General features: G+C 56.4%; 14 protein-coding genes. 4 read left to right on the top strand and 10 right to left on the bottom strand.

Features of this window, described 5'->3' with window-relative positions; all coding sequences use genetic code 11:
* The first annotated feature begins 204 nt into the window (after nt 1–204).
* The 3 genes from F7C11_RS08440 to F7C11_RS08430 are packed head-to-tail and all read left to right on the top strand — an operon-like array spanning nt 205 to nt 3,490.
* On the top strand, nt 205–1,395 hold the full coding sequence (locus tag F7C11_RS08440) for a potassium channel family protein (RefSeq protein WP_394354848.1): 1,191 nt from the start codon (nt 205–207) through the stop codon (nt 1,393–1,395).
* Nucleotides 1,396–1,399: 4 nt separating this feature from the next.
* Complete coding sequence (locus F7C11_RS08435; protein ID WP_297092759.1) at nt 1,400–2,533, top strand: ATP-NAD kinase family protein; 1,134 nt, start codon at nt 1,400–1,402, stop codon at nt 2,531–2,533.
* 57 nt (nt 2,534–2,590) lie between these two features.
* Nucleotides 2,591–3,490 (top strand): hypothetical protein, encoded by a 900-nt coding sequence (locus F7C11_RS08430; RefSeq protein ID WP_297092775.1) that lies wholly within the window; start codon nt 2,591–2,593, stop codon nt 3,488–3,490.
* Between the two features lie 44 nt (nt 3,491–3,534).
* On the opposite strand, the gene F7C11_RS08425 is transcribed toward F7C11_RS08430, so the two are convergent.
* The 6 genes from F7C11_RS08425 to F7C11_RS08400 form a co-directional block, all read right to left on the bottom strand.
* Complete coding sequence (locus F7C11_RS08425; RefSeq protein ID WP_297092758.1) at nt 3,535–4,731, bottom strand: cysteine desulfurase; 1,197 nt, start codon at nt 4,729–4,731, stop codon at nt 3,535–3,537.
* A complete protein-coding gene (locus F7C11_RS08420) occupies nt 4,728–5,021 on the bottom strand; it encodes a hypothetical protein (RefSeq protein WP_297092757.1) in 294 nt (97 codons plus the stop codon). The genes F7C11_RS08425 and F7C11_RS08420 overlap by 4 nt, the downstream gene beginning before the upstream one ends.
* A 78-nt stretch (nt 5,022–5,099) precedes the next feature.
* Nucleotides 5,100–6,110 (bottom strand): hydrogenase expression/formation protein HypE, encoded by a 1,011-nt coding sequence (gene hypE, locus F7C11_RS08415; RefSeq protein WP_297092756.1) that lies wholly within the window; start codon nt 6,108–6,110, stop codon nt 5,100–5,102.
* Nucleotides 6,111–6,157: 47 nt separating this feature from the next.
* Nucleotides 6,158–8,476 carry a carbamoyltransferase HypF gene (hypF, locus tag F7C11_RS08410; protein WP_297092774.1) on the bottom strand — a complete coding sequence of 773 codons (2,319 nt, stop codon included), beginning with the start codon at nt 8,474–8,476 and terminating at the stop codon, nt 6,158–6,160.
* Nucleotides 8,477–8,568: 92 nt separating this feature from the next.
* Nucleotides 8,569–9,687, bottom strand: a complete 1,119-nt coding sequence (hypD, locus tag F7C11_RS08405; protein ID WP_297092755.1) for a hydrogenase formation protein HypD — start codon at nt 9,685–9,687, stop codon at nt 8,569–8,571.
* Complete coding sequence (locus F7C11_RS08400) at nt 9,684–9,908, bottom strand: HypC/HybG/HupF family hydrogenase formation chaperone (RefSeq protein WP_297092754.1); 225 nt, start codon at nt 9,906–9,908, stop codon at nt 9,684–9,686. Before F7C11_RS08400 ends, hypD begins: the two co-directional genes overlap by 4 nt.
* Nucleotides 9,909–10,011: 103 nt before the next feature.
* Between F7C11_RS08400 and mobA the strand changes: the two genes are divergently transcribed.
* Nucleotides 10,012–10,593, top strand: coding sequence for a molybdenum cofactor guanylyltransferase MobA (gene mobA, locus F7C11_RS08395; RefSeq protein WP_297092753.1), 582 nt, complete (start codon nt 10,012–10,014; stop codon nt 10,591–10,593).
* Here mobA and F7C11_RS08390 read toward each other — a convergent pair.
* From F7C11_RS08390 to hypA, 4 genes are read right to left on the bottom strand one after another with little or no spacing between them, the layout of a single operon-like run.
* Entirely contained in the window at nt 10,585–11,457 is an 873-nt protein-coding gene (locus tag F7C11_RS08390) for a GNAT family N-acetyltransferase (protein ID WP_297092752.1), read from the bottom strand. The genes mobA and F7C11_RS08390 overlap by 9 nt on opposite strands.
* A complete protein-coding gene (locus F7C11_RS08385) occupies nt 11,441–11,920 on the bottom strand; it encodes a hydrogenase 3 maturation endopeptidase HyCI (protein ID WP_297092751.1) in 480 nt (159 codons plus the stop codon). Before F7C11_RS08385 ends, F7C11_RS08390 begins: the two co-directional genes overlap by 17 nt.
* A gap of 46 nt (nt 11,921–11,966) precedes the next feature.
* Nucleotides 11,967–12,692 (bottom strand): ATP-binding protein, encoded by a 726-nt coding sequence (locus tag F7C11_RS08380; protein WP_394354847.1) that lies wholly within the window; start codon nt 12,690–12,692, stop codon nt 11,967–11,969.
* The gene (gene hypA, locus F7C11_RS08375; RefSeq protein WP_297092749.1) at nt 12,692–13,111 is read right to left on the bottom strand and encodes a hydrogenase nickel incorporation protein HypA; all 420 of its coding nucleotides are present in this window, start codon (nt 13,109–13,111) and stop codon (nt 12,692–12,694) included. Before hypA ends, F7C11_RS08380 begins: the two co-directional genes overlap by 1 nt.
* Between the last annotated feature and the right edge of the window lie 206 nt (nt 13,112–13,317).

Genomic DNA, 13,317 nt, shown 5'->3' with positions numbered 1-13,317 from the left:
ATCGAGGGTTCAAAGTACTGCCCGCTCCATATTCCGTACGATGAGGGGGAGAGACTCCTGGGGGAGGGAATAAAGGATGTCAAGGAGAAAGCCCTCCTCAGAAGGCTCAAGGCAGGGCAGACCTATTTTGAGGGGGTTTACCTGTACGATGTTAAAATCAGCGATTTTCACGCCGAAAAGCCAATAGTCTTTAAGAACTCCCGCGTGAAGACGATACTATTTGACTCGGTGAACGTTCCCGGGATAACCTTCTACAACTCCAGCGTGGGAAGACTCGTGGTCTTTGGGAGTGAGCTGAGAACGTTCCTCATACACGGCTCCCACGTCTTTGGCCTGAACCTGCTGAGGGTGAGGTTCTCCAACTCCATCTACGTCAGAAATTCGAGCGTCCGCTACCTCATGATAAACTCCACCGAGTACGTCGGTGGGGATGAACGGGGAGAAGAGGAATACGGTGAGAAGAGGGCCGTGGGCAGAATAGAGCTGAGCGGTCTGGAGAACGTAAGGAGGGTCGGGATTAACGTCCGCTATCCCCTCATGAGGCGCATCCTTGAGGAACACGGAATAAAGCCCTCGGCCTCCTCCGAGAGGAGCGTCAAGGCCACCTCCCTTGTTATGCGGGACCTTCAGTTTGACAGGGCGGCCAGGTTCAAGAGGCAGGTGAGGTTGAGCATAAGACGGTTCCACGGCAACATTGTTCTTGAGAACCTGGACGTCTTTGGGCACGCGGAGATACTTGCCAGCTGGCTTAAGAATCCGGAGTTCGTACACATGAGGGTCATGGGGAACATGATATTCCGCAGAGTGTCCTTCAACGGCGATTTCTCATGGAACTCAACGGTTCTGCCCAACATTCCGGTTGAACTCAACGTCGAGGGATTCGTCGAGATTGAGGACTGCAGGTTCAACAGCCACCGCGCGGCGGAGGTGCTCTACCGCCTCGCCAGAATAAGCTGGGAGAGGAACGGGGACTTTGAGAGGGCTGACAGGTACTACTACCTGGAGATGGTGGAGAAAAGACAGTCCCGTCTGGCCGGAAGGAGAAGGGGCATTAAAAAGCTCTTCCTCAAGATGGAGGCGCTCTTTGAGTGGCTTTTCGCGGACCTGACCTGCAAGTACGGCACCGACTGGAAGAGGCCCATACTGATATGGCTCGCCGCCGTCAACGTCTTCTTTCCCCTGCTCTTCTTCCTGACCAAAAGTGTTGAGGGGCTGTCTGGAAGCATGAGTTTCCTCGACTACGAGTACTTCAGCGTCGTCACCGCGACCACCCTCGGCTACGGCGACTACCACCCGATAGGTGTGGGCAGGGTAATAGCGTCTATCGAGGCCCTCTTTGGAATGTTCATGTGGGCGGTGTTCCTGACGGTGTTCGCGAGGAGATACATGAGGTGAGATAATGATAGGCCTTATAATCAACCCCATAGCCGGAATGGGCGGCAAGGTTGCACTCAAAGGCACGGATGGAGTCGTCGAGGAGGCCGTGAGGAGGGGAGCCAAGCCCATCGCCCAGGATCTTGTGAGACTATTTCTCTCGGAGCTTTCCCACTACGGTGAGGCCAGTGGAATAAGGTTCATCACAGGTCCGGGCCCGCTGGGAGAGGATGTCCTGGGAGAGTTTGACTTTGAGTTCGAAGTGATGCGACACAGGGAAATCGGCTACCGGGAAGTGGAGGGAGTGATGATTCCAGACACGAGTTCCGAGGACACCAAGGAGCTCGCGGGGAGAATGGCCGGAAGGGTAAAGCTCCTCCTCTTCGCCGGTGGCGATGGGACTGCAAGGGATGTAATCGAGGCTGTCGATGAGCGGGTTCCAATTCTAGGCATCCCAACGGGCGTTAAGATGTACTCGGGGGTTTTTGCGTATTCTCCGGAGGACGCGGCCAGGGTTCTTGTGGACTTCCTTCAGGGGCGCGCCAGGCTGGAGGAGCGGGAGGTGAGGGACATAGATGAAGATGCATACAGGCACGACGAGGTCAGGGCAAAAACCTACGGAAAGGCCATAGTTCCGGTCGTTGAGACCCTGGTCCAGGGAAGCAAGGAGAGGGTTCCCCTCAGCGAGGAAGACGAGCTTGAGGCCATTGCAGAGGCTCTGGCTGAGGAAATCCTTGAAAACGACGGCGTTTACTTCCTCGGCTCCGGCTCGACGGTTAAGAGGATAAAGGAGAAGCTGGGCATAGAGGGAACCCTCCTCGGGGTTGACGTTGTTGAGGTAAAGGATGGTGAGGCCAGACTCGTTGTCAAAGATGCCACCGAGAAAGACCTGCTACGTTTTGCCGATAGGAATCCCCGGGTAATCGTCACGGTTATAGGCGGCCTTGGGTTCCTTTTTGGGAGGGGCAACCAGCAGTTCTCGGCGGAGGTGCTGAGGAGGATTCCCAGGGAGAACATAACGGTCGTCGCCACTCCTTCCAAGCTTGAAAACGGCCCGCTCAGGGTTTACACGGGGGACAGGGAGGTCGATGAAAAGCTCAGGGGGTACATACGGGTTCGCGTTAGCCCTTGGATGGAGAGGCTCGTTAGGGTCGTTTAGCCATTTAAACCAGAAGCCGTTTATATGAGCGCTCCCTATTCTCTACCGGTGAATCCCATGAAGTACAGCCGTATAGCGGTTAGACTCTTTGAGAGGGAGGGGGAGGATACGTTCTACGACCCTGTCTACCACGGAAGGACCCTCAAGATATTCGGCATGGACGAGTGGCCGGGAAAGGCGCTGAAGTACCTCGCGGACAGGTACCGGGAGATCGATTACGGGGTCGTCATCTTTGACACCGAGGGCGGCTTTCCAGAGGAGGGGTTCGACACCCTCATCCGGGTGAGGGACGGTCAGGGGACGGGTCTCGACCCCTTGGTGCTGGCGAGAGAAGGTCTTCTCGACGGCTACACGGCCGCGACGATAGTCCAGACGGTTTACGGACTCGACAGAACCCTGACCGAGAGGCTCTATGCGGATTTCCTCGCCGGGAAGGTGAAGAGCGTTCTGGAGGCGGTGAAGTCGGACGGAAAATACGCGGAGGTCATTCAGGAAAGCTACACGCCCCTGGACGAGGCGTTCTATTCCGGGAAACCCCCCGAGTTCGGAAGGAACATCCTGGTGGAGCTGGGGGAGACGTACAGCATAACCCTGGCGGGCATAGCTTTTCTCGTAGTGAGTGCGGTGGTCAGGCACAGGAGAAACACGATGGTAGGCGTCAACGATGCGGCCGTTTTGGCGTACACCACAGCCGGCGGTGCGGCAATCCCCCTCATAACGAGACCCCTTAGGGCTAGAGTGACCGTTCTCGCGACGCAGTATGCGGTGGAGTCAATAATGAACCTTGCCGGTCCTAGTTTGCTCCTCTACCACGACCCGGACACTCAGAGCGTGATCTATGAGACGAACGGTGTCCCGCCGGGCCCCATGAGGAAGCACGTCCACAAGGGACAGGCGGCCTTCATCTACCGCACCCCGGAGACGATAAACGTTGAATGGGGTTCGCTGCCCCTCTGATTACCTTTTCTGGAACGGCAGTCGTTCAAAAGAAAAGAAGTAAATCACCTCAGGCTCTTCACGAGCTCCTCCATGACGCCGAGGAAGGTCTCGACCTCTTCAAGGCTGTTGTAGACGTGGAACGACGCTCTAACCGTGCCGTTTATTCCAAGCCTCTTCATGACGGGTAAAGCACAGTGGTGGCCGGAGCGGACCATGATGTTGTGGTTGTCGAGTACGGCAGCGACGTCGTGCGGGTGAAGGCCGGGGACGTTGAAGCTCACTACACCGGCGTGCTTCTTCAGGTTCCTCGGGCCGTACCACGGCACTTCAAGCTCGTCGAGCCCCTCCGTTATCCTCTTTACAAGCTTGTGCTCCTGCCTCTCGATTTTGTCTATCCCTATTTTCTGGATGTACCTTATTCCAGCGGCGAGGCCTATCGCACCGCCTATGTTGGGCGTCCCCGCCTCGAACCTTTCCGGCGGCTCGGTCAGCTTGTAACCCTCCAGCCCAACGTCCTCTATCGTCCCCCCTCCTATCAGGGGAGGCTCGAAGGTCTCGAAGAACTCCTCGTTGATGTAGAGAACGCCTATCCCCGTCGGTCCCATCGGTCCCTTGTGACCGGAAAGTCCGAGGAAGTCGGCGTGCATCTTCCTTACATCGACCTCCATGTGGCCGGCGCTCTGGGCGGCGTCAACGACAAATATAGCCCCCTCCTCCTTCGCGAGCTTTCCTAGTTCTTCGACCTCGTGAATAACTCCAAGGGCGTTGGACACGTGCTGAACGGCTACCAGCTTCGCGCCTTTAATCTTTTTCTCGGCGTCGCTTAAATCCAGGTTGCCCTCGTCGTCACCGTTTATGTACTCAAGCTTGAGACCGAGCTTTTTAGCTAGTCTCTGCCAGGGGAGCAGGTCGGAGTGGTGCTCGTAGGGGGTGGTTACTATCCTGTCGCCGGGCTTGAATATGTGCTCAAGTCCAAGGGCGACAAGGTTGAGGCTCTCGCTCGTGTTCTTGGTGAAGACTATCTCCTCGAACTTGGCATTGAGGAACTCCGCCACGACCTTCCTGCTCTCCTCGTACTTGTGGGTCGCCATCTGAGAAAGGCGGTGTATTCCGCGGTGGACGTTGGCGCGGTACTTCAGGTAGTACTCGTCCATGGCCTCTATAACCGGCTTCGGCGTGAGCGAAGTGGCCGTGTTGTCGAAGTATATTACCTCCTCGGTCAGCGGAATGTCCTTCCTAACATCCTCCGGAATCCTCATGAAACCACCTCCAGAACTCCAGCACAGTCGTATATCACACGGGCGATTGATTCGCCCGTCTTTGAGTCCTCCAGCAGCTTGATTATTATCTTGCCGCTCGGATAGACGCTGACTTCGTAGCCCTCCATCTCAAGGATCAGCATCATCCCCGGGAGGAGCTTCTTTACAGTGTATCCCCTATCCCTGAGACACTGGGCGGTTCTGGTCAGATCGACCTTCACCTGGCGCTCCCATGAATAGCCGCTTATGACGATGCCCTTCATCGTTACGCAGGGTTTTGCGATTATCATACTCTCACCGGGTAAAAACTCGGGAGAAGACGATTTATAGATTTCCCCAACCCAAGGTTAAGGACAAAATTGGGAAAATCAGCAGACCCTTGGAACAGGGTCTCCCGCGGGGGGTTCAAGGAAGCGCTTTCCGCCTATGCCCGTCTCTACCAGGACTTTGCCCCGGTAGCGGTCTATGACCTCCCCAATGATGGCCGCATTCTTGCCCTTTTCAGTGCCCCTCATAGCCTCCAGTGCATCCTCTGCATGCTCCCTTGGGACGACCATAACGACCTTGCCCTCGTTGGCGACGTCGAAGGGGTTTATGCCCAGCATGTCGCTGGCGGCTCTGACCTCCGGTCTAACCGGCACGTCGGTTTCCCGTATGAGTATTCCCACGCTGGCCTTCTTCGCCATCTCGTTGAGGGCGTTGCTCAGCCCGCCCCTCGTCGGATCCTTCATGGCGTGTATGTTCTCCCAGCCTATCGCTTTAGCCACAGCCTCGACGACCTCCCATATCGGGGCAACGTCACTCTTAAGCTCGGTCTCAAAGGCTATGCCCTCGCGGTGGCTCATCAGCGCTATCCCGTGGTCTCCGACCGTTCCGCTGACGAGGACGACGTCGCCCACCTTTGCCCCGGCGTCGCTTATCGGCCTCTCTGCGATTCCGATTCCCGCCGTTATGACGAAGATTCCTATCTCGTCCTCGACGACCTTGGTGTCGCCGGTGACTATGGGAACCGGCACCTCTTTGGCGGTCTCGTCCATCGAGTTCAGGATTCTCTTCAGGTCTTCACCGTCAAAGCCTTCCCCGATTATCATGGAGTTCGCCAGGGCCAGTGGCCTTGCCCCCATAACCGCCAGGTCGTTCACCGTGCCGCTAACTGAAAGACGTCCAATGTCGCCGCCCGGGAAGAAGAGCGGCTTGACCGTGTGGCCGTCTATTGTGAAGACGAGGTGTCTGTCTCCCAGGGGTATCGTCGCACCGTCATCGAGCTGGTCGAGCCCTATTCCCCCAGCGGATTTCAGGCTCAGGCTCTTCAGTATGACGTCCCTGAGGAGTTCCTCCATTATTTCTCCACCGGCTCCGTGTTCGAGCTTTATCTTCATCTTTCTCCCTCCGGTTATCGTGTGAACAAATTGAATTTAACCTTTCCTCACAGCATCAGATCCTCCTTCGTGAGGTATCCCTCAAGGTACAGGCCGCCGAGGAAGGCCTGACCGACGTTTATCCCGTTGTCGCCGCGCGGAACCTCGTAAGTCGTGTGGAAGTTCAGTCCCGCCGCCTCGACTATCTTTCTGACGGTCTTGACTATCAGCTCGTTGAAGGCAACGCCGCCGCTTATTCCAACGTTCTTCACACCGAACTCCCGCGCCCTTTCAAGGGCCGTTTCGGCGAATGCCCTTCCAAGGGCCAGGTGAACCGAGTACGCTATGTCCGCGGGGTTTGCGGTCTCAATGACGTCAAGCGCCTGGGCAAAGAGCTCCTCTACCTTTATCAGTTCGCCCTCGACCGGTACGTCGAACTTGAGGTCGTTCTTCCCGCGCATCGCGAAGCTCTCCAGCTTCATGGCCGGCTCGCCCTCGTAGTGCCTTCTGTAGGCCACGTTGAGGAGAACCGAGAAGGCGTCGAGTACCCTGCCCGTCGAGGATGCGTAGCTGGTGTTGACCTCCTTTGCCAGCTGGGTCAGGACTACGTTGAACTCCACCTTTCCGTAGCGGAGGCTCTCTATGGCCTTCGGACAGCACCTCTCTATTATCCCCTCAAGCTCCTCTATGCTGTAGACCTTGCTCAGTATTCCCATCAGCGCCCTCAGCGGGTAGTAGCTGGCCAGATCGCCGCCTGGCAGGGGGTAGTAGTCTATGTGCGCCAATCTCTCGACGTCCTCGTAGCTCAGGTATATCACCTCGCCTCCCCAGGTGTGGCCGTCCGCACCGTATCCGACACCGTCAACGGCTATGCCTATTATCTCGTCGAGGTTGTTCTCGGCCATAACGCTCGCTATGTGGGCGTAGTGGTGCTGCACCTGGAGGAACTCTATGTTGAGCTGGTTGGCCATCTCCATGGCCAGCTTTGTCGTGTTGTAGCTCGGGTGAAGGTCGGCTATTATGAGGTCGAGTTCGTCCACGCGGAGGAGCCTCTTAAAGTGCTCTATGGCGTTTTCCATGAACTCAAGGACTTCAACCTTTGAGGTGTTTCCGATGTACTGGCTGGGGTAAACGCGCCCGTTCTTTGCTATACAGAATGCGTTGAGGAGCTCGGCTCCGACGGCCAGGCCGCGGTATTCAAAGGGTATCTCTATCGGCAGAGGTACGAAGCCCCTGCTCCTCCTGATCACCGCCCTCTTTCCATCCACGAAGCGCACAACGCTGTCATCTGCGCGGTTGAGTATCTTCCTGTTGTGGAGGAGGAAGTAGTCCGCCACGTCCTTCAGTTCTTCGAATGCCCTATCGTTGTCCTTGACCATGGGCATTCCCGGGTAGTTCGCAGAGGTCATGACGTAAACCCTGCTCCTGCTCCAGTGGAAGAGTATGTAATGCGTTCCCGCGTAGGGCAGCATGACGCCTATTGTGTGAAGTCCCGGCGCGAGGTTCTCCGGAAGGGGGAACGGTTCCTTCTTCCGGAGGGTTATTATCGGTCTCCTGTAGGAAGTCAGCTCTTCAAGCTCCCCCGGGGAGAGGAAGGCGAACTCCTCCACCGTCTCGACGTCCTTCGCCATTATTGCGAAGGGCTTCTGCGGCCTGTGGGTTCTCCTCCTCAGCTCCGCAACGGCTTCCTCGTTGGTGGCATCACACGCGAGGTGTATTCCGCCTATCCCCTTGATGGCGACGATATATCCCTTGTCTATGAGCTCCGCCGCCCTCTTCAGCGGGTCTCCGATGATTTCCTCCCCGTCGTTCGTGTAGAGGCGGTAGCTCGGTCCGCAAACCGGACAGCAGACGGGTTCGGCATGATAGCGCCTGTTGAGGGGATCTTTGTACTCGCTCTCGCAGTAGTCGCACATCGGGAACTCTCTCATCGTGGTGTTGATTCTGTCGTAGGGGAGGCCTTCGATGATCGTGAACCTCGGCCCGCAGTTGGTGCAGACTATGAAGGGGTACATGTACCGCTTGTCTGTCGGGTCGAAAAGCTCCCTGAGACAGTCGTCACAGATGGCTATGTCCGGGGGGATTATCGAGTCCCCGCCTTCCCCGCCCTGGGAGCTCTTCTCGATGTAAAAGCGGTCAAAGCCCTGGGGCTGGACTTCCTTTTTCTTTATCCTTTCTATCCTTGCCAGGGGAGGGAGCTTCTCCCTCAGGTCTCTCAGAAATGAGTCTATGTCCTCTTCCCTGCCCTCAACGAGGATTTCAACTCCCGCGTCTCCAAGGTTCTTAACGTAGCCCCGCAGATTGTTCTCATGGGCTATCCTGTAGACGAAGGGCCTGAATCCAACCGCCTGAACGATGCCCTGAACGTGAAGCCGGTAAGCTTTCATTCCTCTCACCGGTTCTTTCTTGGTAATCTGAGCCTTTATAGGTTTCTAAAACCAAAAGTTAAAAACCGGGGAGGAGTTTTCAACCTTTGGTGTCAGAACAAAGCTCCGTATTTGTAGAAAATGCTGCAGGTTCCTTCATAGGAGACCATACACGGCCCTATTGGACTCCTCGGCGTGCACGTCTTGCCGAAGTGCGGGCACTGCGGGGGCAACGCCAGGCCGCGCAGGATCGCACCGCAGATGCATCCCTTTTCGAGGTCGGGCAGCTTTGGAACCTCTGGATTGTAGTACGTCCGTATCTCCAGCTCCTTCCATTCCTTCTTCAGCTCAAGCCCGCTCTTCGGTATGGTTCCAAGGGCGCGCCATTTGGCATCGGTGACCTCGAAAAACTTCTCTATGAACTTCTGAGCCGTTACGTTGCCCTCATATTTGACAACCCTCGTGTACTCGTTTATTATCTTAACCTCCCCGTTCTTAACCATCCTTATGAGGAGCAGAATGGCCATCAGCATGTCCACTGGTTCAAAGCCCGCTATGACCTGCGGTATGCCGTAGTCGGTCGTTATGTACTCCCAGCCCCTCACGCCGATTATCGTGGAGACGTGCCCGGGGTCGATGAGGCCGTGGAAGCGCGTTCCCTGTTTTACAAGCACCTCAACGGCCGGGGGAGTCAGGCGGTGGACGGAGTATATCTTGAAGTTTTCGAGCCCCTCCTCCACGACGGCATTGAGCATTCCGGCCGCGGGGGCGGTGGTCGTCTCAAAGCCCGGTGAGAAGTGCACGACCGTCCTGTCAGGGTTCTCCCTGGCAATCCGGTAGGTATCGAATATAGAATAGACCACCCTGACATCGTAGCCCTCGCTCTTGAGGTCCGCAAAGCTTCCGAGGGGGGTGGGGATTTTATACATGTCCCCAAAGGTGGTCAGGATTATCCTGTCCCCCTCTTCGTAGGCCTCCTTCATGATCTCGCGCATCTTGACAATGTCCTCAACGGGGGTTATGCAGACCGGACAGCCCGGACCGCTGACTATTTTGATGTTCTCGGGTAAAAGCGAGCGTATTCCAGAGCGGGTTACCGTGTCCTCGTGGGTTCCGCAGACGTGCATGAAGCGGAGCTCGTCGAGACCCTGTGCTTCCCTGTGTATCTCCCTCACGACCTTCTGGGCCAGCTCTCTGTCCTTAAAGGCGTTCAAAACGTCGGTCACCATCATCCCTCCAGGGCCTTTTCAACCTCTGCCCATGCCTCAAGTATCTCCAGGGCCCTCTTTTCGTCGAGCTTCTCTATCGCGAAGCCTGTATGGACTATAACGTAGTCGCCCACCTCGACGTTCGGGAGCAGGTCCAGGCGAACCTCCCTTCTGACCCCTCCAAAATCCACGACTGCAACTTTTCCTTTTATCTCGATGACCCTTCCGGGAACCGCCAGACACATTTCGTTTCACCCATGGATAATTCAACCGGGGCTTTTTTAGGCCTTTCCAGAACCATAGGTTTTCAACCGTCAACCCTAAAAGTCCGAAATCCAACCATGTACCATGCTAGGCATCCTTCTGGCTGGGGGCAGAAGCCGGCGTTTCGGAAACGATAAATTGCTTTTCAGGGTAGATGGGAGGCCGCTTATCCAGCATGCCCTTGAAAGGCTTGAATCCGCTTCGCTCATAGATGAGGTCATTGTGGTGGCCTCTCCAGATAACGTTGGGAGACTCAGGGGTCTCGGCTGCGAGGTGGTGGTTGACGAGCTCTCCGTGGGGCCTGCAGGGGGAGTGTACACCGCATTGGGCCTTGGAGACGCGTTCGTTGCCGCCGGTGATATGCCCCTTATAGTGCCCGAGCTCGTTGACCACATAATCCGGGAGTTCGCTCGTCAGGGAAAAACCGCCTGCGTCCCCCGCTGGAGCAACGGATATCTTGAGCCACTCCACGCGGCGTACTCAAGGGTGTTTCGCGGTATCCTTGAGGAGAGGATACACAGCGGAGACTACTCGCTGAACGGGGCAATACGTTCCGCCGACGTATGCTACCTGGAGGTGGAGGGACTGCCCTCCCACTGGAGGGGGAGTTTTTTTAACGTTAATAGCAGAAGCGACCTCAGAAAGCTCATGGCGAACTCAAAGTGACTTTGCCAGTATGCGAACCTCGTCCAAGGGTGTTATGCCGAACTCCAGCCTGCCGCTTACCAGCTTTCTGCTGAGGCTTGTTCTGAGGGTTTTGAAGCCTCTGCGTCTCGCAAGGGCCGCAAGCCTCTTTAGGCCCTCCAGACCGTTCTCCCCCCAGAAATAAGCCGTTGCAGTCCTTCTGTCAAAAAAGCTGCCCTCAAGAACGTAAAAACCGCCTTCAATGCTTCCGCTCTCGAAGTGAACTCTCCCGTCCACGTCCGCGACCCTGTCAACGAACTCCGTGAACCAGTGGTTGTAGGAACTCTGGAACTGCCCCAGGCTGAGGGGCACTCCTCTCAGGTCGTCCCAGGTGGGGATAAAACTGGCAGGAGTTGGGGCATTCTTTCCGGCGTCCGTTGATATGTCGGCAATAACCCCGTGATACACAGTCCTGTCGAATCCGAGCTTTCTGTAGAACCCAACGGCCTTCTTCTCCGGGGTGACGGTAATCAGGTCGCAGTCTTCGTCACTGGCCAGCTCTATCACGTGCTCCACTAAGGCCCTTCCTATGCCCTTCCCCTGGTACCACCTGGCGACCTCAATGACGCTGAGGTGGGCGGTCTTTACGAGCTCTCCGTCCCAGACCTCCTCGCTCATAAAAACTTCGGCCTCACCCGCCACCTTCCCGTCCAGTTCTGCAACGAGCGCTATCCCTCCAGAGAGCTTGAGGTTGTTCAGGTGGATCGCACAGGTCTCTTCCAGCCCCCAAGGGCCGACTTGGAGGTACGTCTCGTAAGGCGAGTCTTTCCATGGTGAGTTGGAGAGGTATATGCCCACTATCCTCTGGCAGTCCCAAAGGGTGGCCTCCCTAATCCTCAGCCCCATCGAGGACACCGGCTATAGCCCTTGCAAGGGTCTCTGCCCTTTCTACTATAACATCACTCGGCTCCTGGAAGAGTCCCATAACCGCCGGCTGACAGCCGATGAGGACGAACTCCGCGTTGAGGCGCGTTTTCAGGTATCCCACCAGAACCTTGAGCGGCAGGCTGTGGGTCGAGACGGCTTCCCCCAGCGTCCCCTCCGGGTCGGCGACTATAACCTCTCCGTGCTCCCCCCCGAAGTCAACGGCATCCACGAAGATCACCAGCTCGGGTTTGAACTCCACTATCTTTCCGGTGTAGCTCTCCGGAACTTCGCCGCAGTTCAGGACGAGGACGTTCGGGCTGTCCACCAGTTCCTTCAGCCTCTCGGCAACGAGGACGCCGAAGGCATCGTCTCCCCTAACGTCGTTCCCTACGCCGCAGATGACGACCCGTCTGGCCTTTCTGAGGAGTTCGGTGAGCTCCATAGTTCCACCTTTGACGAGTTAGGATGGGGAAAAGAAAAACCCTTCGCTAAATCTTCTCTGCGGCTTCCCTTATCTTCTCCGCAAAATCCGTCCTCAACAGCTCCTCCGGCTTTCCTATCTTGTCCTCCAGGTCTCTGTACAGCGGTATACCGGTTAAGTAGGGCACGTCGAACCTCTTCGCCAGCTCCTCTATGTCCCTCGCCTCGTCCAGCTTGAGGTTCTCGACGATTCCGAGGATTCTGTGCCCCCTCTCCTTGAGCAGGGTCAGAAGTTTCTCAACGACGTTCATGGAGAGCTTTGACGGCGTTACAACGACCAGAAACTCGCCCCTCTTGAGGAACCTCAGCACGTCGAGGAACTGGTCGCCGAGTCCGGGTGGCATGTCTATGATCAGGTAATCCAGCTCGTCCCACCGGGTTATGGCGAGGAGCTCTATGAGGGCGTCGCTTATCTCCATGCCCCTCATGGGCGTCGGCTTGTCCTCGGAGTAGTAGACGATGCTCATGAACTTTATCCCGTGAACTGTCGGCGGGATTACGCCGTACTCCTCCTCGGGGAACTCCTTCGGCTCAAAGCCCAGAATCACGTGGTCGCTCGCGCCGTGAAAGTCGAGGTCAAGCAGTCCAACCTTGTAACCCTTCTCCGCCAGGACGAGGGCCAGCGTGGTGGAGACAAGGGACTTTCCTACACCGCCCTTCCCGCTGACGACGGGGATTATGCGCTTCACCTTCTCAAGCCTTCCCTCGATGCCCTTGACGCGCGGGTCAACGATCATGCCTCCCCCTCCTTCTCAATCTTTATGCCGCTTATGTAAACTCCCCTGCCCTGAACGACCTCGAAGTCCCTGCTGCCGCACTTCGGGCACGCTAAAAACGCGTGAACGACCTCCGGGATAAAGTGTATGTCCTCCTTTATGCGCTCGTCAAAGTTCCCCTTGACCTCCTCCAGCTTCCACTCGTGGCCGCAGTCGCGGCACTTAAAAAGGGCTTCCTCCTCGACGAACTCTATTTCTGCCCCTTCACCTATCGTCCCCTTTAGGAGCTCCTTCATTGCGAACTCGACTATTTCGGCGTTGACGTCCTGAAGCTCTCCGAGGACGACTCTTATTGCGAGGAGCTTTGTTGCCCCTTCCTTCTCCGCGTAATCCAGGGCTGTCCTAACTATTCCATCGGCGAGTGCCCACTCGTGCATATTAATCCCCCCATCAGGTTTTAGAAGCACTCCCTTAAAAATGAACGGGTTTCAAACCTTGGGTTCACCGGCTTTCATTTTCCTCAGCTTCCATGCCAAGAGGACAAAGGTGCCAGCGCCCAGGAGGCCTTCACCCCTGATGCCGTTGAGCTCAAGGATTATGTCGTAGGGCACTAACCAGAATGCCAGAAAGCCAATGACTAGGG

Origin of the sequence: Thermococcus sp., from assembly GCF_015521605.1 — an archaeon.
In the GTDB taxonomy this organism is placed as follows: domain Archaea; phylum Methanobacteriota_B; class Thermococci; order Thermococcales; family Thermococcaceae; genus Thermococcus.
This window is presented reverse-complemented; position numbering and strand designations above follow the sequence as displayed.